The sequence below is a fragment of the Shewanella submarina genome (assembly GCF_042646185.1).
Taxonomy (GTDB): Bacteria; Pseudomonadota; Gammaproteobacteria; order Enterobacterales; family Shewanellaceae; genus Shewanella; species Shewanella corallii.
The window spans coordinates 678146-701827 of the sequence record NZ_JBHRTD010000018.1; the positions used below are offsets into that span (position 1 = coordinate 678146).

General features: G+C 51.4%; 18 protein-coding genes. 7 read left to right on the forward strand and 11 right to left on the reverse strand.

From position 1 onward, the window contains the following. Window positions 1-85: 85 nt before the first annotated feature. Together ACFOE0_RS20075 and proB are read right to left on the reverse strand one after the other, a co-directional pair. Window positions 86-1333 carry a glutamate-5-semialdehyde dehydrogenase gene (locus tag ACFOE0_RS20075; RefSeq protein WP_248934352.1) on the reverse strand — a complete coding sequence of 416 codons (1248 nt, stop codon included), beginning with the start codon at window positions 1331-1333 and terminating at the stop codon, window positions 86-88. Continuing rightward, window positions 1330-2430: a glutamate 5-kinase gene (gene proB / locus ACFOE0_RS20080; protein WP_248934353.1), complete on the reverse strand. Its 1101-nt coding sequence runs from the start codon at window positions 2428-2430 to the stop codon at window positions 1330-1332. Before proB ends, ACFOE0_RS20075 begins: the two co-directional genes overlap by 4 nt. Before the next feature lie 344 nt (window positions 2431-2774). Between proB and ACFOE0_RS20085 the strand changes: the two genes are divergently transcribed. After that, window positions 2775-3341 carry a phosphoribosyltransferase gene (locus ACFOE0_RS20085; protein WP_115135444.1) on the forward strand — a complete coding sequence of 189 codons (567 nt, stop codon included), beginning with the start codon at window positions 2775-2777 and terminating at the stop codon, window positions 3339-3341. Window positions 3342-3568: 227 nt separating this feature from the next. On the opposite strand, the gene ACFOE0_RS20090 is transcribed toward ACFOE0_RS20085, so the two are convergent. The 4 genes from ACFOE0_RS20090 to ACFOE0_RS20105 form a co-directional block, all read right to left on the reverse strand. Continuing rightward, the gene (locus ACFOE0_RS20090; protein ID WP_248934354.1) at window positions 3569-5584 is read right to left on the reverse strand and encodes a tetratricopeptide repeat-containing sulfotransferase family protein; all 2016 of its coding nucleotides are present in this window, start codon (window positions 5582-5584) and stop codon (window positions 3569-3571) included. Between the two features lie 183 nt (window positions 5585-5767). Continuing rightward, entirely contained in the window at window positions 5768-8215 is a 2448-nt protein-coding gene (locus ACFOE0_RS20095) for a TonB-dependent receptor (RefSeq protein WP_248934355.1), read from the reverse strand. Between the two features lie 429 nt (window positions 8216-8644). Then, window positions 8645-9820 carry a formate-dependent phosphoribosylglycinamide formyltransferase gene (purT, locus tag ACFOE0_RS20100; RefSeq protein ID WP_248934356.1) on the reverse strand — a complete coding sequence of 392 codons (1176 nt, stop codon included), beginning with the start codon at window positions 9818-9820 and terminating at the stop codon, window positions 8645-8647. A gap of 219 nt (window positions 9821-10039) precedes the next feature. Continuing rightward, window positions 10040-10585 carry a DUF4136 domain-containing protein gene (locus tag ACFOE0_RS20105; RefSeq protein WP_248934357.1) on the reverse strand — a complete coding sequence of 182 codons (546 nt, stop codon included), beginning with the start codon at window positions 10583-10585 and terminating at the stop codon, window positions 10040-10042. Between the two features lie 172 nt (window positions 10586-10757). Here ACFOE0_RS20105 and ACFOE0_RS20110 point away from each other — a divergent pair, with 172 nt between their 5' ends. Together ACFOE0_RS20110 and ACFOE0_RS20115 are read left to right on the forward strand one after the other, a co-directional pair. Beyond that, window positions 10758-11030 carry a DUF1289 domain-containing protein gene (locus tag ACFOE0_RS20110; protein WP_115135439.1) on the forward strand — a complete coding sequence of 91 codons (273 nt, stop codon included), beginning with the start codon at window positions 10758-10760 and terminating at the stop codon, window positions 11028-11030. Between the two features lie 152 nt (window positions 11031-11182). Beyond that, window positions 11183-13528: a TonB-dependent receptor gene (locus tag ACFOE0_RS20115; protein WP_248934358.1), complete on the forward strand. Its 2346-nt coding sequence runs from the start codon at window positions 11183-11185 to the stop codon at window positions 13526-13528. Window positions 13529-13765: 237 nt separating this feature from the next. Here the strand turns inward: ACFOE0_RS20115 and ACFOE0_RS20120 are convergent, their stop codons facing one another. The 5 genes from ACFOE0_RS20120 to ACFOE0_RS20140 all read right to left on the reverse strand — a co-directional run bounded on the left by ACFOE0_RS20120 (window position 13766) and on the right by ACFOE0_RS20140 (window position 18252). Beyond that, on the reverse strand, window positions 13766-14338 hold the full coding sequence (locus tag ACFOE0_RS20120; RefSeq protein WP_248934359.1) for a hypothetical protein: 573 nt from the start codon (window positions 14336-14338) through the stop codon (window positions 13766-13768). 287 nt (window positions 14339-14625) lie between these two features. Beyond that, window positions 14626-15399, reverse strand: a complete 774-nt coding sequence (locus ACFOE0_RS20125; protein ID WP_248934360.1) for an ABC transporter permease — start codon at window positions 15397-15399, stop codon at window positions 14626-14628. Then, window positions 15396-16136, reverse strand: a complete 741-nt coding sequence (locus tag ACFOE0_RS20130; protein ID WP_248934361.1) for an ATP-binding cassette domain-containing protein — start codon at window positions 16134-16136, stop codon at window positions 15396-15398. The genes ACFOE0_RS20125 and ACFOE0_RS20130 overlap by 4 nt, the downstream gene beginning before the upstream one ends. Continuing rightward, window positions 16129-17100 carry a YVTN family beta-propeller repeat protein gene (locus tag ACFOE0_RS20135; protein WP_248934362.1) on the reverse strand — a complete coding sequence of 324 codons (972 nt, stop codon included), beginning with the start codon at window positions 17098-17100 and terminating at the stop codon, window positions 16129-16131. Before ACFOE0_RS20135 ends, ACFOE0_RS20130 begins: the two co-directional genes overlap by 8 nt. 3 nt (window positions 17101-17103) lie before the next feature. Next, window positions 17104-18252, reverse strand: a complete 1149-nt coding sequence (locus tag ACFOE0_RS20140; RefSeq protein ID WP_248934363.1) for an ABC transporter substrate-binding protein — start codon at window positions 18250-18252, stop codon at window positions 17104-17106. Window positions 18253-18591: 339 nt separating this feature from the next. Here ACFOE0_RS20140 and pedF point away from each other — a divergent pair, with 339 nt between their 5' ends. From pedF to exaC, 4 genes are all read left to right on the forward strand, one after another. Further along, the gene (pedF, locus tag ACFOE0_RS20145) at window positions 18592-19011 is read left to right on the forward strand and encodes a cytochrome c-550 PedF (protein WP_248934759.1); all 420 of its coding nucleotides are present in this window, start codon (window positions 18592-18594) and stop codon (window positions 19009-19011) included. Window positions 19012-19023: 12 nt separating this feature from the next. Continuing rightward, entirely contained in the window at window positions 19024-19923 is a 900-nt protein-coding gene (locus tag ACFOE0_RS20150) for a substrate-binding periplasmic protein (RefSeq protein ID WP_248934364.1), read from the forward strand. Between the two features lie 215 nt (window positions 19924-20138). Then, window positions 20139-21854: a PQQ-dependent methanol/ethanol family dehydrogenase gene (locus ACFOE0_RS20155; protein ID WP_380712800.1), complete on the forward strand. Its 1716-nt coding sequence runs from the start codon at window positions 20139-20141 to the stop codon at window positions 21852-21854. A 283-nt stretch (window positions 21855-22137) separates the two neighbouring features. After that, window positions 22138-23658, forward strand: coding sequence for an acetaldehyde dehydrogenase ExaC (gene exaC, locus ACFOE0_RS20160; RefSeq protein WP_248934366.1), 1521 nt, complete (start codon window positions 22138-22140; stop codon window positions 23656-23658). Window positions 23659-23682: the final 24 nt, after the last annotated feature.

Consider the following 23682-nt stretch of genomic DNA (forward strand, 5'->3'; position numbering starts at 1 on the left):
GCCATTAACTTCGAGCTGCGTCGCGCATCTAGAGGCTGTCAGCACTCGCAGAGCACGCACGGGACTTATTCGTACCTTCCTTAGGCTAACCTTTTATCTGGCCACTGCCTGTCACCACAAACTTCTCGGCGGTCAGGGCCTCAAGTCCCATAGGGCCGTAGGCGTGTAACTTGGTGGTGGCGATACCGATCTCTGCTCCCAGCCCCAGTTCGGCGCCATCTGAAAAGCGGGAAGAGGCATTCCACATCACCACAGAAGCATCAACCAGGCGCTGGAAGCGCGCAGCGGTTTCTTCATTGGTGGTGCAGATCACTTCGGTATGGTGGCTGCCAAAGCGGTCAATATGGGCCAGCGCGGCATCGACGTTGTCAACCTGGCGAATGGCGATCTCCAGATCCAGATACTCCTGACCAAACTCCTCTTCTTTCAGCACCTTGCCCACCTGAATATGCTGCGCAGTTTGCTCACAGCCATTGATAAAGACAGACTTTTCTTTAAGGGCTTCTGCAGCCAGTGGCAGGAAGTCAGCGGCAATATCTTTGTGAACCAGGCAGCCCTCAAGGGCATTGCACACGCCGGTTCTCTGGGTTTTACCATTGACCAGCAGGGACAGTGCCTGGTTGATATCCGCATCCCGGTCAATATAGAGATGACACACACCTTTGAAGTGCTGAATAACCGGAACCTTGCTGTTTTCCGTAACATAGCGGATCAGTCCTTCACCGCCTCTGGGGATTATCACGTCAATCAGTCCCTGCTGCTCCATCAATTCCTGCATCAGTGCACGATCAGGGTTGGGGACCACGCTGATCAGTGCTGCGGGCAGGTTAAACTGCTCCAGCACCTGCTGCAGAATAGCTGAGATGGCGAGGCTGGAGGCAAGCGCCTCTTTACCACCGCGCAGGATAACGGCATTACCCGATTTAAAGCACAGTGCTCCGGCGTCAGCTGTCACATTGGGGCGAGCCTCATAGATCATGCAAACCACGCCCAGCGGAATGCGCATCTTTTCGACTTTAAGACCATTGGGGCGCTCTGCTTGCAAACGTGTCTTGCCTACCGGGTCTTCCAGGCTGGCCAAAGTACGCAGACCCTGTGCCATATCGGCAACACGTGCCGGGGTCAGGGTCAGTCTGTCGACCATAGCGGCACTTAATCCCAGCTCATCGGCCTGTGAAAGGTCCTGACGGTTGGCTTCAATAATTTGTTGCTGCTGGGCTTCCAGCGCATTGGCCATCGCCTGCAATACCTGGTTTTTGGTGTCGGTCGATACACCGGCAAGTACTTTGGCGGCTTGGCTGGCTTTCAGGGCAATCTCTTTGATTAAACTCATTTGTTCTCCATAACAACGACTTCCGGCTCGATAATGTCATTAACTTTTTCATTGGCTGGCATGTTGTGAGTAGCAAAATATTCCAGTAGACAACTGCTGTAGCGACTGTGGGCACGGGCAATCTCATTGCCATCACTGTCATACAGACTGATGGGGTCTCCCTTTTGAAAGCTGCCATCAACCTGGGCAATCACCTCTGAGGTCAGTCCCTCTGTGTTGCCCTCGCTCAGGGCTTTGGTGTCCCACTCCTCTTCAAAAACAACCTTGCCGAAGGTTCTGACCGTATGAGCCATCCAGTGATCCCCTGAGGTCATTGGATTACTTCGGCCAACAAAGCAGGTGCCCGGGTTTTCACCTTTAAGCAGAGCATCAAAACTGGCGTTATTACGGCCATCCAGTACATAAGTATCTATGCCGTGAGCTGTGGCCTTCTCAGCGGCTTCTACCTTGGTGAACATACCTCCAGTACCTACATCGGACCCTGAGCCACCCGCCATGGCAAACACCTCAGGAGTAATTTTGTTGACGACAGGAACCAGAGTCGCATCGGCAACCTCTTTAGGGTTTGCGGTATACAGGCCTTCAATATCGGTACAGAGGATCAGGGCATCAGCATCCGCAGCGGCGGCAACCATAGCGGCCAGGTTGTCGTTGTCGCCAACCTTAAGGCGTTTGGTAGTGACGGCATCATTCTCATTCACTATGGGGAGCAACTGGTTATCCAACAGAGCAAACAGGGTTTCGCGGATACTCTGGTGGCGCTCCTTATCTCTCAGATCAGCATGGGTAATGAGCAACTGAGCAGTGGCATCATCAAAGAATCTTGACCAGGTCGCCATCATCTCCATCTGTCCGGCGGCGGCTCTGGCTTTACGTACTGCAACTGAATCACTGCCGGGTTTATCAACCAGGTAGGCACCTGCGGCTACTGAGCCGGAGGAGACAAGTACAACATCTATCTGTTGTTGCCGGCATTGAAGAATGAACTGAGCGATGCTGAGAAGGTAACGGCTGCTGCAGCCGTGGCGATTGGGGGATATAAGGGCGCTGCCAACTTTAACGACAACTCTTTTCCATTGGTTAACAGATTTCATCATCCAGAAGAGCATGGTGACCTTGGTCAGTCATGGCACTTCAATTACACTCCATTTAATTTGAGTTGAAAGTAAATTTGATGTTGCGGGTGCTAAGTATAACGACTGGTATGATATTTTCCAGCGACGTTCGGATGATTTGGATGCGAAATAAAGATTAGATGTGGAATTATTTTCAGCTTGAGGTCGATGGAACTTTGACTTAAGGGGGTGGCAAATATTGCGAGCAAAAGAAGCTGAACTCGAGTAAAATGCGCTCCCAATATCTGCCCGGTCAGCTCAAGACCTTGCCCTCAGACTTTGGGACTGTCCGGTGGATCTTTGGATAACATAAAGAGAATCGCACCATGACAGAAAAACGTTTTATTACCGCTCAGGAACTCCTCGAAGACTCCTTCCGCCTGGCTGCCCAGGTGTATGAAAGTGGTTTCCGCCCACAATTTATTGTGGGTATCTGGCGTGGTGGTGCCCCAATCGGTATCGCAGTTCAGGAATACTTCGACTTCAAAAAAGTAGAAACCGACCATATTGCTGTGCGTACCTCTTCCTACTATGGCATCGGCACTGATAAGCAGAGCAAAGAGATCAAGGTTCATGGTCTGCACTACATCATCGAAAATGCCAACGCCTCAGACGGCCTGCTGATTGTTGATGATGTATTCGACTCTGGCCGCAGCGTACACGCTCTGATGGAAGTGCTGAAGGAGCAGATGCGTCTGAACCTGCCTCAGGATATCCGTATCGCTTGCCCTTACTATAAGCCTGCCAATACTCAGGTACCGCTGAAGCCGGATTACTACATCCATAACTCTGATGAGTGGCTGGTATTCCCACACGAAGTGGCTGGTCTGACCGAGCAAGAGCTGGATGAAGGTAAGAGTGATTTGGCGAACATTCGCCATTTATTCAAATAATTTCACTGGCAAGAAAGCTCTGGCAGCGTTCTGCTGGGGTAAGTGAAAAAGAAAGGCTGCACTTCAATTGGAAGGCAGCCTTTTTTAATTCCAGGCTTTAAAGCGTCTTGCCACGAAGCACCAACTTCGTTGGCTTCACGAAGAACACGAAGGCAATACGAGAAAGAGGGCTTTCTTTCGTGATTCGTTGCACTTGGTGGTTGATTGCTTTTCCAGCCCTGAGAGAGTTACTGCTGTTTTGGTAATGCCTTATCAGACAGATGCTGAGTCAGCTCATTCAGCCAGGGCTCGAAGTTGACCCACTGATCCACTCCCTGTTTGTAGATGGGCTGACGAACCTGCTCCGAACTGGCGGTGCGAACCGAGCGCTTGGTGCGGTGGAACTCAACACAGCTTTCCTCAAAAGGTAGCTCCAGATAATCGAGAATGCGGCGCACCTGAGTCTCCAGGTCATCGACTACATCTTCATACTGTACATGCAGGATCTCTCCGGGGAACACACTGTGCCAATGGTCCATCAAATCCACATAGCCTGAGTAGTAACGGCCAACCTGCTCAAGGCCATAGGTAAACTCCTGGCCCTCGGCAAACAGCTGCTTAAAGTTACTGAAGCAGCAGGCCATGGCGTTGCGTCTGGCATCGATAATTTTGGCGTTGGGCAGTATCAGCTTTATCAGGCCGATATGGCGGAAGTTGTTGGGCATTTTATCGATAAAGAAGGGCGCGCTGCCTCTATGCACCCGGGTGTTGTCCAGAAACTCCTGGCCCAGCTGCTTTAGCTCACTCTCACTCAGTTCCGTCAAATTCTCTGGATATCTTGGTGCTTCATCCAGTCTGCGACGACCATTAAGACGATGGGCCATTGCCAGAATATCCGGCAGCTCCAGTGTGCCATCCACCATGGAGTGGGATGCGATAATCTGCTCAATCAGGGTCGAACCGGCTCTGGGCATGCCGAGAATGAAAATGGGGTCCGGAGCGGGATTGCCCCTGCCACCTTTATCGGCGATAAGCTCAGGGGTGATCCACTGTTTTTGCAAGCCAAAGTCGCGCTCAATACGCTCTGACTCGTATCTGAGCTCCTGACGTTTCAGTTCATTGCCCTGATGGTAGTAACCAAAGGCTTCTTCAAACTGTTTCCTGTCCTCCAGTCCTTTACCCAGCGCGAAGCAGAGGTGGTACTTGTCCTGCAGTCGGGTTGAGTCTGCCTGCAGCTGCTCCTGCATCCAGCGAATCTCAACATCGTTGAATTTGTAGGTCTTAAGGTTGGCCAGACTCCAGAAGGCATCACCAAATGCCGGCTTAAGCTGGTACGCCTTTTGGTAAGAGGCGATAGCGTCATCCTGTCTGCCAACAGTTTTCAGCGCGTGGCCCCGAACCAGATAGAGATCAGCGTTGTCCGGCAACTGGGCGATGACCCGGTCGTAGAGTTCCAGCGCCTGGTCATAGCGGCCGATGGCAACACACTGATTGGCATGGCAGGTGTCGAAGCTGGGGTTGTTGGGGTAGATGCTGACCAGTTTTTCAGAGGCTTTATGGGCCTGAGCAAACTTCTGGCGTCTGTGCAGTACCTGAATGTGGTCAAACAGCAGTTGGCGATTATCCGGCTCAAATTCCAGCGCGCTTTCCAGTAGAAACTCGGCATCATCCAGCACATTCAAGCGCATTCCCAACTGCGCCAACAGGCGCATGGCTTCAGTATCTTTGGGGTTGGCCTGCAGATAGTGGCGACACAGCTGCTCAGCCTTCTGCAGCTTGCCTTCATGCAGCATGGAGTTGATGGAAACCAGAATCGGCGGCAGGGCACTGTAATGTTCAAGGTGGGCAACCGCGTGGGTGACTTCGCCCTGTATTCCTGCCTGAGCGGCCAACTGAGCCAGACGCTGCCAGCTTGCTGTTAATGCAGGGTTGAGTTTTACAGCCTGACGATAGGCCTGCAGGGCCAGCTCCAGCTTATCCATAGCCAGCAATATATGCCCCTGCTCCTGAAATGCCCGGCCGAAGTCCGGCGCCAGGGATTGTAGCTGCTGGCAAAGCTCCAGCGCCCTGGAAAGCTGCTGACTGTATCTGGCACAGACGGCGCTCATATACACAAGTTCTGTGTGTTTTGGGTGCAAAGGTAACAGCTGCTGACACAGTTCGTTGGCAGCCTTGATTTGGCCTGCCTGCATCTGCTGTTTTATCTGCTTGATGCTGTCGTTCAGCTCAGCGGTTGAATGGGATTGCTCAGGGGAGCTTGTCATTATTTTGCCCTTTTACGCTTTTGCTCGTTCCGCTTATCCGGGACCCGATATGATCATTTATCTGTAAAGTCTGAACAGATTAAGGCTTCACAGTTAAATAATCATGGGTAGGTGAAAGAAAGGCAGCCCGCAGGCTGCCTTATCATGTTTACAGCTAAACTATCAGCGACTTATGTCTGATGCTTAGTAGTAGTAGCTGAAGTTCACACCAAAGGTGCGAGGACGGTTGGTACTGATACGGCGGTTATCATCCTGGGTGTTGATAAACAGTTCAGCACGTTCATCAGTCAGGTTATTGGCATACAGCTTCACACCCCAGTTGTCCTTCTCCAGTCCTACAGAGAAGTTGACCATGGTGTAGCCATCCTGCTGCTCACGTTCTTCAGCAACGATAGAACTCCAGGACTTACCTGCGTACTGGACGCCCAGCTGCCAGTTGGCATAGTAGTCTGCCAGATCCCAGTCATACCTCAGTCTCAGGTTACCCTGGAACTTGGGCGTCAACGGCAGTTCGCTGCCAACAGGGGCCATCTCAATGACTTGTCCTTTGAGGTTGGTCAGCTCAGTTTCGTTGTAGGATACTGCACCATAGACAGTCAGGTTGTCGGTTGCGTTCCACACCACATCGGACTCAATACCCAGAATCTCAGAGTCAGCTGCGTTTTCGATAAAGGTAAGAATCGAGACGTTTACCGGATCGAAACGGGACACCTGCATATCGTTCCATTCGATGAAGTAGATGTTACCGTTGAACTTCACAGTTTGATCCGCCAACAGGGTTTTCCAGCCCATCTCATAGTTGACTACATCATCCGTTCCATAGGTCACTTCCACATCCGGGAAAGCCGCATTATTGGAAGGGATACCGCCACCACGGTTGAAACCGCCGGGACGGAAGCCTTCTGAGTAGGTGGCGTACAGCAACACATCGTCAGTGGCTTTATAGGACAGATTGAACTTGGTGATGATGTCATCAATTTTCAGCGGCTCAGTGGTGTGGCCACCTGACTTGTCATAGTCACGGCCACGGTCTGTATTTTTAGAGCCCTGGAATATACCGTCGGCAAAGTTGGATGAGCCGGTAAAGTCTGACTCAATCTCATACCAGCGCAGGCCAGCTGTGGCAGTCAGATCATCGGTAATGTCCCAGGCCATCTCACCGAACAGGGCGATCTGCTCTTCAGTTCGGGTTATGTCATTGAAGAAGGCGACGCCGGCAGGACGGGTGTTGGGATTAATATTATTGGCATCAGAGATAGGTGCATTGGGAGCAAAGCCCAACTCAGGGGTGGCCATGTAGTAATAGTCATCCTGAGTTTCAATCTCGTAGTCATCATAGAAGATACCTGTTACATAGCGCAGGCTATCTGTGATGTCGCCGGTAATACGGAACTCATGGGTCATACGCTTATGATCCTGCTGCCCCTTAAAGCCCTTGGTTGGGTCTTTACAGTGGCGCACATCGGTAATCACATTGGGGTCAATGTCATAGTTGATGATGTAGTCAGGGTTATCATAGGTACAGGTGTAGTAAGCGATAAAGGCGCCTGAGTTGTTATAGCCCGTGTAGTCGATTGACTGCTGCACTTCACGGTCCAGGAAGGCACCGGTATAAACCAGTTCCAATGCATCCAGGCGACCTTCCAAAGTCCAGGAGGTCTGGTTGAACTTGTCTTTGAGACTGTCGGGGAAGTAACGCTGCACCTGCAGATCACCCACCTCAGGGTCGTAATCAAATACACCGTCAGCGCCAATCTCCTGCTGCATCGTTTGTACCAGCAGATCCCAGTCATCGTTGATCAGGTACTTAAGACCCAGGCGACCGCCTTTGTAGAAGCTGTCGTTAAAGTTCTCCTGCACCAGAGCTGCATTGTTGGCTGAGTCATACTTGGCACCGGGCAAGTTAACCGCAGACTCAGGGTTAATGCTTGGGTCCAGAGTAAAGTTGCCCTGAACATTATCGATATAGCCGCCACGGTTAACACTGTAAATGGTGCCGCGGATAGCCAGGTTATCGGTTACCGGCAGGTTGATCATCGACTCGATCACTGTGCTCATGTCACCACTTTTGGTGGTTTCCAGTGAGGAGCTGAAACCTGCCTCGAATACATCGATTTTTGGCTTGTTGGTGATATAACGGATGGTTCCCGCCTGAGAGCTGGCACCAAACAGTGTGCCCTGAGGTCCAGGCAGTACTTCGATGCGCTCAATATCAGCGGCATAAACATCCAGGTTACGGCCGGGCGCGGTAACGGGTTGCTCATCAAGATAGAGGGCTACGTTGGGCATGGTGCCCTGAGCGCCTGAAAGCATGACGGTAATCGGCTGAATCGCCATACCACGGATGAAGATATCTGCCTGGCCTGGACCACGGCTACCCACATTCACGTTTGGCATATAGCGGACGAAGTCGTCGAAGTTACCCACGTTCTGATCTTTCAGATCTTCAGCGCTCATTGCCTGGACTGCAACGGCGGTGTCCTGAATATTCTGGACACGCTTGGTAGCCGTTACTTCGATGGTCTCAATTTTGCGTTCTACATCTTTCAGGTCGTCTGCGCTGATACTGAAACTGGCAGAGGTCGCCAGCGCGCAAACAATGGCCTGATTCAGGCGGTTTTGTCTGAACATGTAAAAACCTTTTTTATTTTGTGTGTTTATGATGCCCTGAGTTGCTGTCCCAAAGGCTCTCCATAGCAAAAAAGACGTATAGTCAAAGAGTTAACCCATATTCCCTGAAGTCCTCTGAAAGGTTTCAAGATAAATAGTTAGAGCTCAATGCATTATGTTAGCACAGCGGGGTATTTGGTTGCAGTTTTGTTGTTTATTTGTTGTTGTAAGCTTTGGTTTTTTAGCATTAATGACCGTTCAGGGAGAGCTTTTCTCTGTTGTGGAGAGGTGGTTTATTAGATTGAGCTGAAATCAATGGGCCGTTCTATTTAGCGAAAAGAGGATGAGTTGAGATAAAAAAGCCGGCTAAGCCTGAAGAGGCTGCCGGCATTGAGTCGTTACTTTGACTTAATCCACCTGAAGCAGATTGTCAGCGGTCTAAATCTCACATCAGAAGATGGGCTCTATTTTGGAAGCGGCAGTTACCGCTTTGTTGATGGCTGCATCGATATCAATATCCCTCGCCAATGCGACGCCCAGGCGGCGACGGCCATTAATTTCGGGCTTGCCGAACAAACGCAACTGAGTATCAGGCTGGGCCAGTGCTTCTGCCAGTCCCTGATAGCGGATATTGGTGGACTCGCCGTTAGCCAGTACCACTGCCGAGGCTGAGGGACCGTGTTGGGCGATATTGGTAACAGGCAGCCCCAGAATCGCCCGAACGTGCAGGGCAAACTCAGACAAATCCTGACTGATAAGGGTGACCATGCCGGTATCATGTGGGCGAGGCGAGACTTCGGAGAAGTACACCTCATCGTCTTTAATAAACAGTTCAACACCAAACAGACCCAGGCCTCCCAGTGCTTCTACCACAGACTTGCCCACCGCCTGAGCTTTTTCAAGCACGCCCGGAGACATGAGTTGTGGCTGCCAGGATTCGCGATAGTCACCATCCTCCTGTCTGTGACCAATTGGGGCACAGAAATGAATACCGTTAACCGCGCTGATGGTTAGCAGGGTAATTTCATAATCAAAGGCGACAAAGCCTTCCACAATCACCCGGCCTTCTCCGGCCCGGCCACCCTGTTGAGCATAATCCCAGGCTGTGTCTATCTGAGAGACTTGCCGAATAACGCTCTGGCCCTTGCCTGAAGAACTCATTACCGGCTTAACGACGCAGGGCATTCCTATCTTATTGACTGCTTCTATGAACTCTTCATGGGTGTCGCAGAATTGATAAGGGGAGGTTGGCAACCCCAGCTCCTCGGCAGCCAGTCGACGGATACCTTCTCTATCCATCGTCAGGGCGGTGGCTTTGGCGGTGGGCACCACCTTCAGACCTTCGGCTTCAAGCTCAACCAGAGTGGCGGTGGCAATGGCTTCAATCTCAGGGATGATCAGGTGCGGCTGCTCCTGCGTAATCAGAGCTTTAAGCGCTTCGCCATCCAGCATATTGATCACATGAAAGCGATGGGCCACCTGCATGGCTGGGGCATTGGGATAGCGGTCGACACCGATCACTTCTACGCCCAGACGCTGCAGTTCTATCGCGACTTCTTTGCCCAGCTCGCCGCAACCAAGCAACATGGCCCGGGTTGCCCCCTGGGTATTTGGAGTGCCAATCATGGTGTGGGTACCTTCTTATTGTGTGAGGTGATTATTGGAATTTTGCTGGAGTGTACCGCGAAGCCGCTGTCTGTTAACCCGCCGAAAGTGGGAATAACCGTGATTTGTGCAACCGATCACCGGATTGTATTTTGTTCAGAATTTACAGATTGGTAGAGCAGAAAGTCAGGCGGGAAGGATAGTAAAAAGCCCGCATTTGCGGGCCTTTGAATGAGTGACTTACTTTGCTTTTTCCGGCTGGGGAGGAAACTGAGCCAAAATTTTGTCGACCGTTTTCTGGGCTGCAGTGGCTTTCTTTTCTCCACCATCTTTAAAGTCGTAACTGTCGGTACCACGCCAGATCAAGCGGCGACTGGGATCATAGATACGAATATCGACTTCCTGCTCTTTGACATTCTTGCTGGTAGGCAGGTCAACGGCGGTGCCAACACTGATACCACCACTGCGTCCCCAGGAGCCCGTTCCCAAGCCGATGGAGACATTTGATTCATCCGGCTTGTCACCGGTGGACAGGTTAAAGCCAACCAGAAAATCAGGTGCTCTCGGGTAGTCTTTAAAGCCTTTGTTTTGCAGATCCCGACTGATCTGATTACTGATACGTTCGGCGCTGATGGGGTCATCAGTTGCAGGTGCCGGCAGCATGGTGAAGTTCTCCAGCTTACTGAAATCAAAGTCCACGGCATAATCCGTTCTTGGCGGCTTTCCGGCGCAGGCAGATAACAGGGTTGCGCTGAGCAATATGGCGAAAAGTTGGCGGCACTTCATAGACTTCTCCAATAGTCGGCATTCCAATTTATTCAAGGGTATGGCTTTCATATAGCCTGTGACAAGTTAATTACGCCCACTGACCTGTTTAATTTCAGTAGCAGGTGTTATACCTAGGAATAACCTGTTCACCGCTTCGCGACTTTTTCATTCAGGAGGCAGACTCAGTTTTATGGAGCAGTTGGGCTTTTTTGAGATCCCCAGCCCCTGTTTGGGGGTGTGTAAAACCGATAACCGGGGTTACTGTCTTGGCTGCCTGCGCAGCAGGGACGAGAGATTTCATTGGCAACAGTTTACCGACGTCCAGAAGCTGGAAGTGATTCGCCTGTGTAAGCGTCGCCGCCGCAATCGCCAACTGGCCATTCTCAAGGCCAGAAAAGAGCAGATAAAGCAGCAGCGAGATGAGATGAATGGTCAGCTTAACTTCGGTGATGACCCGGAGTGATACCTTTTATTTCAATGTATTAGTGTCGTCTTTTCCTCCCAAAGTAGGAATTTTTTCCCGCCTTTTCCCAATACTTTCCCCTCGACGTTTTACCTAGCTTAAACACAAAGCCTTTTGCGGCTGTAAAACTCCGGAATTCAGTGGGAGGTAGGGTGAAATACCAATCAACAAACAGGGCCAAATCGTCAAAGCCCGTTCTGTCTTTGCTGACGCTGGCAATCGCGGGTTACATACCTGTGAGCGCTATTGCCGATGATCAGAAACCTGAAGTGATTACTATATTGGGACATGCCGATGAGCGTGACGGCCAGTGGTACCCAGGCGCCCATCAACACGCCAATATGGCTGACATTGAGCGCAGCCTGGATGCCAATTTGGGGCAGTTGCTGAAATCCAGTTTCGTCAGTGTGAGCGTCAATGACGTACAGAACAACCCGTTCCAGATGGACTTGCAGTACCGGGGTTTTACTCTGTCTCCTCTGCTGGGGCTGCCTCAGGGCATGTCGGTTTATGTTAATGGCGTACGCTTTAATGAACCTTTTGGCGATACGGTTAACTGGGACCTTATTCCCCTGACGGCATTGCGGGAAGTGAGCCTCTATTCCGGATCCAATCCTGTGTTTGGCCAGAACACACTGGGCGGCGCTCTGGTGTTGGATGTGAAAGACGGTTTTAGTTTTCAGGACAATGTGCTGGATGTCCGTGGCGGCAGCCATGGTATGTGGCAGGGCACTGTAGAGAGCGGCGGTAACTCAGGGGAACTTGGTTACTATGCTGTCGTCAGTCGATATGAAGAAGATGGCTGGCGGGATTTCTCTCCTACCGAAGTGACTCAGTTTCTAACGAATCTGACCTGGAAGGGGGGCGAAGGTAATCGCTGGGATTTGCTGGCTGCAGCCAGTCGCAGCGATCTGATCGGTAACGGTGCCGTGCCCTTTGATTTGATGGCGCTGGAAGGTCGCTCAGCGGTATATACCCATCCTGATCAAACCGAGAACGACCATTGGTTTGCCTCCCTCGCCGGGGATATTCAACTGGCGTCCAACCTGTCATTGGATCTGAATTTGTACTACCGGGATTCAGAGACCAACACACTTAATGGTGACGACAGTGATTTTGAGGAGTGTGAGGTCGATGGTGAAGAGACCCTGTGCGATGAAGATGACGAGCCGGTAGAGTTTGTTGACCGCCATGGCAAGGCGTTGGATGTTGACCTGGATGAGATGGGGTTGGAAGCGGATGATCTGGATGGTTTGAACAATACCTCTCAAACCAAACAGAAGTCCGGTGGCGTGTCGGCCCAATTGGTACTCGATTTGGAACGTGGCAGCTTCCCCAGTCAGTGGGTATTTGGTGCCGGGGCAAGCTGGGCAGATATCGACTTTCGCTCAGATACAGAGTTTGCTGAGTTGATGAATGAGGAAGTTGGTTCGCCGAGATCCACATCCGGGGTAGGTCTGTACGATGAGGATTCCATCGTGCGTCTGGACAGCAATCGAACTCAATATTATGGCTTTATTGCCGGTAGCCTGGCGCTGCGGGATAACCTGCAACTGACGACAGCGGCAAGGTACGACTTTACCAATATTGAGATGATAGATTTGGCGCCGGGGGAAGATGGCACCACATTGGATGGTGACCATGATTTTAACCACCTGAGTCCCTCTGTTGGGCTGACCTGGCAGTTTATGGATCAAACCTCATTGAATGCGTCCTGGGCGCAGTCCAGCCGGGCGCCAACACCGGTAGAGTTGAGTTGTGCCGATCCTGATGCACCCTGCAAACTGCCCAATGGCTTTGTTTCAGACCCACCACTGGAACAAGTGGTCACAGATACCTGGGAGCTGGGCGTTGACCATCAGGCCGGGACACTGCAGGCGGGTCTGACCTTGTTCTACGCCATGAACCGGGATGACATCATTTTTCAACAGGCTGGAGGACTGCCATCAGAGGGGTACTTCGATAATGTTGGCGATACCCTCAGGCAGGGCGTTGAGACTTATCTGAGCAAGCAATGGCAGGATTGGCACCTGAGTGTGTCATACAGCTATCTGGATGCGACTTTCCAATCCCCCTATATCTCATTCAGCCCCAACAATCCTTTAGGAGGGAATCGTCAGGTTGAAAAGGGAGATCGTATTCCGGGATTGCCTGAGCACAGTGCCAAAGCCAGTCTTGAATGGTATTGGGGCGATCTGCTGTTGGGCACAGACCTGCTGTATCAGAGTGGTCAGTATTATCGTGGGGATGAAGCCAATGAGAATGAGCAATTGGATGGCTTTACCCTGGTGGACCTGAGAGCCAGTTACAGGATTAACGAGTGGGTGGCTGTTTATGCCAGAGTCGATAATCTGTTTGATACTGATTACGAGACCTTTGGGGCCTATGGAGAGTCTGATGAGGTGCTGGAGGGCGTCTACCCGGGCTTTGATGATGCCCGTTTTGTCGGACCGGGTGCACCAAGAACCTTTGCCGCAGGTGTTAAGGTGAGCTTCTAATCAGGACGGATTGTCCTCTCTTATAGGATCGCTGATAAAAAGCCGGGGCACTGATGTCCCGGCTTTTACATGGCTTTTGCAGTTGATGACATAACTTATTGATATCTTATATTAATATGACAAGACTCTTTTAATGTTGACTTTTTATTGAGCGAAATAAAGTCTTTTCGCAATTATTTAATACTAAATTAAGAATTGCCTGAATATAAGTTGGTCTTTATGAGTAAGTAATTAATCTTAATGTATTCTTTGCAGTTTCATTGAAAATACATCTTTCAGGCTGAATTGCAGATCGGCTACCGAACGATGTAAGTCATTAATACAGCAAGGACTGTGTCCATCCTTACTTTTCGGTACTTTTAAACTGTGACACTTATCTAAAATAAACTTATTGTCAGCTTTAGTATGACGGCATTTTTTAGCTATATATTCAATTTGTTGCAGGCGAGAACTAATGGCTTCCGGATATTGTCTGAGTGCACTTCTGATACTATCCCGGGAGCAACCGGGTTGCAGTTGTGTTTCATCCAGACCAATGGCTGTGCCGACCAGCAGGTAACAACGGTCCACCAGTTCAAGGTAGTTGCCGGGGAGGTCGTCCAGAGCTATCGGGGCTTCGCGGGACTTGATCTGCTCGAAGCTGTCGTCAATGTCAGCCACCCGTGCCAGTACCTGATAGGAGTATGCCTCATTGCGGTACTTTGGTGACTGAGTGATATCCTGTTGCCCGGGGTTTTCCAGTTTTAATTTTATATATTCAAAGCTTAAAATTTTAAGACTGAACAAACTCTTGTCTTTAATGTGCAGCATAAAACCTCAAAACAGACAGCCATAATTTGGCTAAGGTTATTTATATATTTTATACGTAAATTATCCCTGCGTAATTCTATATAATCCACAATTTCAGACGAATTATTATGACTCTTAATCAGGTCAATGACTTATGTCTTGTATCAGAGTGTAACTATGTGAATTGGATCAAGTTGTAAACTTTTTATTCCGGCATAACAAGCTTTCTGCCTATATTTGACTGGTATTTAATATTTCAAAAAATGAAATATTCATTTATTTCAATATTATTGGCGCTACGAGGAATCTTAAAAACGTCGTTCCGGTCTGAAGCTGGCAATTGCCATCACGGAGAACAGCAGGGTGCAGAGGGTGACAACCCAAAAGGCGGGGGCATTGAATTCGCCATAAAGGGCAAAACGTATGAGTTCAGTGCCGAAGGTGAAGGGGTTATAGCTACAGATCAGGTAGAGCCATTGGCTGGCTTCCTGCATTTTCCACAGCGGGTACAGGGCTGAGGACATGAAAAACATAGGGAAGATGACAAAGTTCATCACTCCCGCAAAGTTCTCCAACTGACGTACCCAGGCGCCGATAATCAAGCCAAGGGTGTTAAGCATCATGGCTGTCAGCAACATGGCCGGGAGCGCACAAAGGTAACCTGTCAGAGGCGCTTCAATGCCGTAAAGCCAGGCAAACAGCAAAAATGCCGAGGCCTGCAGCAGTGAGATAAGCGCCACAGCGACTACCTTTGACAGCAACAGAAAACCACGGGGCAATGGGCTGACCAGCAGTACCTTCATGCTGCCCATCTCTCTGTCATAGACCATGGACAGTGAGCTTTGCATACCGTTGAACAGCAGCACCATGGCGCACAGCCCTGGTAATATATACTCCTCATAATTTATATAGGTTTCGTAAGGCTCAATAATGGCGATGCCAAGTGCAGCACGGAACCCGGCAGCAAATACAATCAACCAGAGTAATGGACGAACCAGCGCGCTGAAAAAGCGGGATTTTTGTGACCAAAACCGCAGTAACTCACGCTTGCAGATGCCGCTGAATCCATACCAGTAAATCATGGCCGTGGCGCCTCGGTCAGGTGGGCAAACAGCTGCGGCAGATCCGGTAAACCATGGTCAGCAATCAGTGCCTGGCATTGGCCGCTGGCGAGCAATTGCCCCCGATGAAGTATCAGTAGCTGGTCTTCTGCTCCCGGTTCGTCCAACAGGTGAGTGGCCCAAAGGACTGCTACCCTGTGGTTGGCGCAATACTCCCGCACCGTTTGCATCAGGCTTCTGCGGCCTGCAGGGTCCAGCCCGGCACTGGGTTCATCCAACAATAGAATGGCAGGTGAGTGCATCAGGGCTCTGACAATCTCCAGTCTGCGTTTGTGGCCTGTGTTAAGTGTACGGACCTTATCCTGCAGTCTGTCGTCCAGGCCGAAGTGAGACAGCAAAGGGATGGCCTGGGTTAAGCTGGATGATGAATTGAGCCCATGTAGTGCACCGAAATAGCAGAGATTCTGGCTGACGTTCATATCCATATCGAGGGTATGCTGCTGAAATACCACACCTAGTTTGGCGTTTGCCCTGTGTCTCAATTGTTTCAGCGGCTCATCGGCAAAGCGGATTTCGCCCTGCTGCTGACGATAGAGTTGCGTCAGCAATGCAAACAGTGTGGACTTCCCGGCACCATTGGGACCCAGCAACATGGTGATACCGGGGTAGAGGTTAAAGCTGATATCCCTCAGTGCCTGCCTTTGCCCATAGCTGAAACCGAGCTTATCGACTTTCACTGAAGGTTGGGAGTTATTCATCTGCGATTGCGACTCCCCAGGGGAAACGTCCAACTTTGATGGATTTGATCACCTTAAGCCGGTCAACATCGATAACAGAAACATCGCCACTGACCCCATTGGTGGTAAACAGCATTTTCTCATCCGGTGTCATGGTTATTTGCCAGACCCGGCGGCCCACCAGCAGATAATCCAGTACCTCAAGGGTTTGTTGATCCACTATCGCCACATGGTTGGAGGGGCCCAGTGCCACAAAGGCATATTTGCCATTTTCTGTCAGGCGGATACCCACAGGCTGCACTTTATCGGCATGAACCCCTTTGGGGGCAAAGTGGATCTTCTTAATTTCTTCGCGACTGTTGGCGTCGAACACTGACACTGTGCCGCCAATCTCGGCGCTCACCCACAGCTGTTTGCCATCGGCGGTGAATTTGGCATCCCGGGGACGGGCATCCACCAGAGAGTTGTGGATATTTTCGTTGGTTCGGGTGTCTATCCAATGGGCCATATTGGAGGTTTCTGAGGTGACAATCAGGGTATTGCCGTCAGGACTGATGCCAACCCCCTCCGGTTCCAGGCCCACGTCAATCTGGGTAATCACTTTGCGGCCCGGGATATCTATCACTGTCAGCAGAGCATCATCCTCATTGGCGGCATAGAGCCAATCACCATTGGGGTGCAAAATAAACTGCTCAGGGTCTTCTCCGGACGGCAGTTCACCGACTATCTGACCCGTTGCCCTATCCAGTATCTGTATGGTGTCTGACTCGCTGGCACAGATATAAAGATACTTCTGATCCTTACTGAGAATAATGCCTCTGGGTCTGTCACCTACCTGCCAGGTATCCACCACTTCCAGGCTATCAAGATCGATAACACTGACGGTGTCATCCTTCTCATTGGATACATAGACCTGTCCCGCCCAGGACAGACCGGGTAGCAGTAGCGCGGTAAGGCAGAGTTTTTGTAAGGCTTGCAAGTACATGGGTTACTCCTGACTGGCTAAAGTACAGCTGCTTTCCCTGCGGTCAGCTCCCAGAGTATCCATCTCATTTCTGGGGTGTAAAAAGCCCTCAAAGGGGGCTGTCGCCACCAGTGCCTGCTGATTGAACAAAGGCACTGGTTGCCTGAGTTGACCACTCCAGGGGCGGAAGCTCAGCTTTCTGCCTTTGTAGCCCGCTATGTAGAAATCTGGATTTAACATGGCAGTCAACAGCTCTGCCCCTTGAGTACTGCGGGTCTTGGTCATGGCTTCCGACAGCGCCCGTATGGCAATCCAGGCGTTGTAATCCCTGGCAGTCATCGGCCTCTGGTTATCTTTGAAGAAGCGGTTCTGCATCTGTACCGCGCCCCAGGCCTCAATTACCTGACTCCACTCACCGGCTTCAAGCCCGTGGGTACCGACAACGGGTCTTGGCAGGAAGGTGTTGTAGGGCAGCAATTGGCCAAACAGATTGCGGGTGTCTGCAACCCACACCAGATCATACTCAGGCCCCTGGGTAAACGCCTGCAGCTCTTTTCCTGCGACACGTCGAAGATCTGTGTCAAAGCTCCAGCTCTTTTCAGCCACCAGCTTATGCCCAAACTTTTTAAGGCTGGCTTTGGCAGCCTCAACATACTTTTTATCAGACTCTGAATCTCCCTTGACCAACATCACCTCTGACAGACGACGGCTGCGCAGCCACTGGGCCAGTGCATCGGTTTGCATGCTGAAGCTGGCAGCCGTGTGCAGGGTATTGGCAAGGCAGGTTTCTGTTCTGAGGCTATCCTCGCGATTGCCTGTGTTGATCAGGATAAGTTCATCTGGAAGGGCCTTCCTGAGGGCCAGAAGAGCTTGAGTGTCAGCGTCCACCAGGAGTATCTGAACGCCGTCAGCCATCCATTCCTTTGCCTGGCTGATAAGGGCCTCTTGGTCGTCAAGTTGAGCCATATTGAGATTAATACCAAGGCCCAGAAATTTGCCGGTGCGGTTGCTGTCTTTGGCTGCCTGCAATGCTCCCGCCAACCCTTCACTCTCGTCTGGTTTTAAGTAGTCGGGAACGGCGGAGGGGATTTCAGGAAACTGGACCAAAACACCCACTTTAAGTTCATTAATCTGGTTGTTGGCGTTGACGAAGAAGGAGAGTAGCAATGACATAGAGCAAGCCAGCAAAGGAAGGATAAATCCTGAAGGGAATTGGCTTGCAAAGGGCATTGGCTGGCACTCTGTGTAGCGTGATGGTGAATCCACTCTATTGATTACACTAAAAGAATTCAAACCTACCAAAGCTGGGGATGACGCTTTTCCGCCTAAAGGATGAGACGCTAACCCGCTTTGGTATCATTGGGTGGCTTGTTCATATTTTCTACACTGGCTAAGCGTGTTATGGCCAACCTTGCCAAAGAGCAGCGGGCGATAACCTTGGTTAACAGATCAGAGAAAGAGAATATGAAGCAGCTAAAGACAGCCAACCCCAGGGGAATAAGAACCATCACTATGGCGGGCCTTGCTGCCCTGATGCTGACCAGCGCATATGCTGTCGCCCATGGAGATGTTACGCCTCAGTCAATCGATACCAGCGCTCTGCCCAACCTGGGTGAAGATTGGCATGAAACCAATCCCTACCGCGAAGAAACCGGTGGTGCCCGGGATGAGATCCTCAGAGTTGGCGCATCGGCCTATAACCAGAATTGCGCCCGTTGCCATGGTCTGGAGGGAATATCCGGTGGCATTGCACCTGATCTGAGGATTTTGCCTCCCGATTACGACGGTGATGAGTGGTATGTGTACCGGGTACAAAATGGCGCGGTGCGCAATGGCGCCGTGTATATGCCCAAGATGACAGAGCATTTGAATCAGGAAGCCCTGTGGGCGATTCGAACCTGGCTGGAGTCTGTCGCCCCGGAAGATCTATAGCCGGAGTGATAAATGCATAAACTGTTTCTTCAGGTGCTGGCGACATTGTTGATGTCGCTGGCATTCTCTTTTTTCGCCACTGGCCGCAGCTACGACGACATAGTCGACAGCGGTGTTCTCAAGGTCGCCCTTTATCGCGACTTTCCGCCTTTTTCCTATATGCAGAATGGTCAGGCCAAAGGCCTGGATGTGGAGCTGGCCAAAGCGCTTGCTGAAGGCATGCAGACGCGGCTGGAAATTCTGTGGGCGACGCCGGGAGAGAACACGGGGGATGACCTGCGTCAGTACCTGTGGAAAGGCAGCAACCTTCACACCACAGATGGAACCCGGGTGAAAGCCGATGTCATGCTGCGTATTCCCTATGACAAAGCCTATGCCCAGCAAAGAGACGATACCGGGCGTCTGGCCCATGAATTGGTGCACATGTTTGGTCCCTATCATCAGGAACGCTGGCAACTGGCCTTTAACCCGAAAAAGATAGAGGACGTGCCCACCATGGCGGTATTCCAGTATCACCCTATAGGTGTGGAAATCGACTCTGCCCCCCAGTTTTTCCTGACCACAGCTTTCGGTGGCCGTCTTCGTAATAACACCCGCAGCTTTGCCGATCTGCCCGGCGCCTGGGATGCCATGTCCAAAGGTGAGGTGGATGCCGTAATGGGGATGCTGTCCCAGATACAGTGGCTGGACAGCCGGGATCCGGGTAAGGGGCGGTTGGCCACCCGAACCTACCCTCTGTTCGGTAAGCAGACCTGGGAGTTGGGGATGGCGGTAAAGGATGACTATCGACAGCTGGCATACGCTCTGGAAGACATCATGCTGACGGCGCTGAAAGATGGCCGTATGGCGCAGTGGGCCAGTGATAACGGCTTTGAATACCAGATGCCGCCGCGCTATGAGGAGTCGCGCTGAACTGCGGGTTTTCATTCTTTTGGATGAGTGCCAATGAATGAGTGATCCCTGACAACCGGCCAATGTTCATTTCAGCGGGCTGTTTTTAGCATGGGATACCAGGTGAGACAAAAATGCCGGAGTTGAGCAGCATCGGGCATCTAAATTGAGAAACGATAACAATACGAGGTTCAATTATGGAGTCATTTACAAAGGCGGGCTTGCTGGTGTTTGCCATGACGGCATCCTCTGCGATGGCGGCCGGCGTTACCGATAAAGATCTGCTCAATGACCAGAAAACACCGGGCGATGTGCTGACCTATGGTATGGGACTGCAGGCACAGCGCTACAGTGACATAGATATGCTGAACAAGGACACGGTAAAAGAGCTGCGTCCGGCGTGGGCCTTTTCCCTGGGTGGCGAAAAGCAGCGTGGTCAGGAGTCTCAGCCCATGATTAAAGATGGGGTGATGTATGTCACTGGCTCCTACTCCCGCGTCTATGCCATCGATGCCCGCACGGGGGATGAGATCTGGCAGTATGATGCCCGTTTGCCTGACGGCATTATGCCTTGCTGTGACGTGATCAACCGTGGTGTCGCCATGTACGATGACCTGGTGATATTCGGTACGCTGGATGCCAAGTTGGTGGCGCTGGATGCCAAAACAGGTAAGGTGCGCTGGAAGAAAAAGGTTGAGGACTACAAAGGTGGCTACTCAATCACAGCCGCGCCCATAGTCGTCAAAGGCAAGGTGATTACCGGGGTGTCTGGTGGTGAGTTCGGTATTGTAGGTAAAGTTCGTGCCTACGACGCCAGGACAGGTGCCCTGGTGTGGGAACGCCCAACCGTTGAAGGCCACATGGGATATATGTGGAAGGATGGCAAAAAAGTTGAGACAGGTATTTCCGGTGGTGCGCCGGGCAAGACCTGGCCTGCAGATCTCTGGCAGTCCGGCGGTGCAGCCCCCTGGTTGGGGGGAACCTATGACCCGGATACCGACCTGCTGTTCTTCGGTACGGGTAACCCGGCTCCCTGGAACTCCCATATGCGTCCGGGCGACAACCTCTTCTCCTCATCCCGTCTGGCAATTGACCCTGATGATGGCAAGATTGTCTGGCACTTCCAGACCACGCCTCATGACGGCTGGGATTACGATGGTGTAAACGAGCTGATTGCCTTTGACTACAAAGATAAAGGCAAGAAGGTTCAGGCTGCAGCCACCGCTGACCGTAACGGTTTCTTCTATGTGCTGGACCGCACCAATGGCAAGTTTATCCGTGGGTTCCCTTTTGTGGACAAGATCAGCTGGGCCAGTGGCCTGGATGAAAATGGCCGTCCCATCTTTGTTCCGTCCAATCGTCCCGGTAACCCTACCGATTCAGCCGATGGCAAGCAGGGTAATACCGTTGTTGCTGCTCCGTCATTCCTCGGCGGTAAGAACTGGATGCCGATGGCGTACAGCCAGAAGACAGGGCTGTTTTATGTGCCATCCAACGAGTGGGAGATGGATATCTGGAACGAGCCTACCGCCTACAAGCGTGGAGCGGCGTACCTGGGGGCAGGCTTTACCATCAAAACCATCAATGAAGATTATGTTGGTGTGCTCAGAGCTATTGACCCCAAAACCGGTAAGATTGTCTGGGAATACCAAAACTACGCGCCATTATGGGGCGGCGTGCTGACCACAGCCGGTGGTTTGGTGTTTACCGGTAATCCTGAGGGCTATCTGCTGGCCTTTGACGACAAGACGGGCGAGCTGCTTTACAAGTTCAATACGGGGTCTGGCATTGTGGGCAGTCCGGTCACCTGGACTATGGACGGCGAGCAGTATGTCAGCGTCCTGTCCGGCTGGGGTGGTGCAGTACCCCTGTGGGGCGGCGATGTGGCCAAGCGGGTGAAGAACTTCAACCAGGGCGGCACAGTCTGGACCTTTAAACTCCCGAAACAGTGATATGACTGCTGTTTTTTCAGGCCTGCCCAGTGCAGGCCTTTTTTTATGTTTTCTTAATTGGTTTCATGACATTACAGGGTTGTCATCCCGTTGAAGGGAAAACTAAACCCAGCGTCATTCCCTCCAAAAGTATGAAATTTTCTCACCCAACGGCCAATAGAGTCGGAATTGTTGCTCTGCCTAGAATGAAGCATGGCTCCGGGAAGCCAGGGACGAGTCAAATTCAGGGCTTGCCGACACCTTTCCGTTTTGGCCATTTCGAATAACGCAATGAGGTGGAATCATGATTTATGCACAACCAGGGACCCCGGAGTCCAATGTCAGCTTCAAAACCCGTTACGAAAACTATATTAACGGCCAGTGGACTGCGCCGGCAGAAGGAAACTACTTCAAAAATCATTCACCGGTAAATGGCGACTTTATTTGTGAAGTTCCCCGTTCCACCGCAGCAGATGTCGATAAGGCGCTGGATGCTGCCCATGCAGCCAAAGATGCCTGGGCCGCGACTTCAGTTACCGAGCGTGCCAATATCCTGCTGAAAATTGCCGATCGCCTGGAAGCCAATCTGGAGCTGATGGCGTTGGCAGAGACCTGGGATAACGGTAAGTGTGTTCGAGAAACTCTGGCAGCGGATTTGCCACTGGCAATTGACCATTACCGTTATTTTGCCGGTTGTATCCGTGCCCAGGAAAATGCGCACAGCCAGATAGATAACGATACTGTGGCTTACCACTTCAACGAGCCTCTGGGTGTGGTTGGTCAGATTATCCCCTGGAACTTCCCACTGCTGATGTCTGCCTGGAAAATTCCACCAGCACTGGCTACCGGTAACTGTATTGTACTTAAGCCTGCGGAGCAGACGCCGCTCTCTATCTGCCTGTTCCTTGAGTTAGTGGGCGACCTGTTGCCACCGGGTGTACTCAATGTGATTCACGGTATGGGCGCCGAGGCCGGTGCACCTCTTGCCAGCTCCAAGCGTATCGCCAAGCTGGCCTTTACTGGTTCCAGTGAAGTGGGTGGCATAGTGCTGAAAGAGGCTGCTTCTAATATGATCCCAGCTACAGTTGAGCTGGGCGGCAAGTCTCCCAATATCTTCTTCGAAGATATCTTTAACTATGAAGATGAGTATCTGGACAAGTGTCTGGAAGGGGCGGCGCTGGCATTCCTTAACCAGGGTGAAGTTTGTACCTGCCCATCCCGTATTCTGGTGCATGAATCTATCTACGAGAAGTTTGTTGAGAAGCTGGTTGCCAGAGTGCAGACGGTGAAGCAGGGTAACCCGCTGGATACCGATAGTCAGGTGGGTGCTCAGGTGAGCCGTGAACAGTACGACAAGATCCTCTCCTATATTGATATTGGTCGTCAGGAAGGTGCTGAAGTACTGATTGGCGGTGACAAAGGTGCAGCGGGCAGTGGTCTGGAAGAGGGCTTCTATATTCAGCCAACCCTGCTGAAGGGCGAAAATAACATGCGTGTATTCCAGGAGGAGATCTTCGGTCCTGTGGTGGGTATTACCACCTTTAAGACGGAAGAAGAAGCGTTGGCGATTGCCAATGACAGCATCTATGGTCTGGGCGCAGGTCTGTGGACCCGTGATATGAACCGTGCCTACCGTGTTGGTCGCGGAATCGAAGCGGGCCGTGTATGGACCAACTGTTATCACCTGTATCCGGCTCATGCTGCTTTTGGTGGTTATAAGAAGTCAGGGATCGGCCGTGAGACTCACCGCATGATGCTGAATCACTACCAGCAAACCAAGAATCTGCTGGTCAGCTATAACCCATCACCATTGGGCTTCTTCTAAGCTCATTGTCCCAATCCAAGCCGG

Bases quoted from the DNA above. Each gene is read 5' to 3' on its own strand.
- ACFOE0_RS20075 (WP_248934352.1), bottom strand. From the start codon at position 1,333: ATGAGTTTAATCAAAGAGATTGCCCTGAAAGCCAGCCAAGCCGCCAAA.
- proB (WP_248934353.1), bottom strand. From the start codon at position 2,430: ATGATGAAATCTGTTAACCAATGGAAAAGAGTTGTCGTTAAAGTTGGC.
- ACFOE0_RS20085 (WP_115135444.1), top strand. From the start codon at position 2,775: ATGACAGAAAAACGTTTTATTACCGCTCAGGAACTCCTCGAAGACTCC.
- ACFOE0_RS20090 (WP_248934354.1), bottom strand. From the start codon at position 5,584: ATGACAAGCTCCCCTGAGCAATCCCATTCAACCGCTGAGCTGAACGAC.
- ACFOE0_RS20095 (WP_248934355.1), bottom strand. From the start codon at position 8,215: ATGTTCAGACAAAACCGCCTGAATCAGGCCATTGTTTGCGCGCTGGCG.
- purT (WP_248934356.1), bottom strand. From the start codon at position 9,820: ATGATTGGCACTCCAAATACCCAGGGGGCAACCCGGGCCATGTTGCTT.
- ACFOE0_RS20105 (WP_248934357.1), bottom strand. From the start codon at position 10,585: ATGAAGTGCCGCCAACTTTTCGCCATATTGCTCAGCGCAACCCTGTTA.
- ACFOE0_RS20110 (WP_115135439.1), top strand. From the start codon at position 10,758: ATGGAGCAGTTGGGCTTTTTTGAGATCCCCAGCCCCTGTTTGGGGGTG.
- ACFOE0_RS20120 (WP_248934359.1), bottom strand. From the start codon at position 14,338: ATGCTGCACATTAAAGACAAGAGTTTGTTCAGTCTTAAAATTTTAAGC.
- ACFOE0_RS20125 (WP_248934360.1), bottom strand. From the start codon at position 15,399: ATGATTTACTGGTATGGATTCAGCGGCATCTGCAAGCGTGAGTTACTG.
- ACFOE0_RS20130 (WP_248934361.1), bottom strand. From the start codon at position 16,136: ATGAATAACTCCCAACCTTCAGTGAAAGTCGATAAGCTCGGTTTCAGC.
- ACFOE0_RS20135 (WP_248934362.1), bottom strand. From the start codon at position 17,100: ATGTACTTGCAAGCCTTACAAAAACTCTGCCTTACCGCGCTACTGCTA.
- ACFOE0_RS20140 (WP_248934363.1), bottom strand. From the start codon at position 18,252: ATGTCATTGCTACTCTCCTTCTTCGTCAACGCCAACAACCAGATTAAT.
- pedF (WP_248934759.1), top strand. From the start codon at position 18,592: ATGGCGGGCCTTGCTGCCCTGATGCTGACCAGCGCATATGCTGTCGCC.
- ACFOE0_RS20150 (WP_248934364.1), top strand. From the start codon at position 19,024: ATGCATAAACTGTTTCTTCAGGTGCTGGCGACATTGTTGATGTCGCTG.
- ACFOE0_RS20155 (WP_380712800.1), top strand. From the start codon at position 20,139: ATGACGGCATCCTCTGCGATGGCGGCCGGCGTTACCGATAAAGATCTG.
- exaC (WP_248934366.1), top strand. From the start codon at position 22,138: ATGATTTATGCACAACCAGGGACCCCGGAGTCCAATGTCAGCTTCAAA.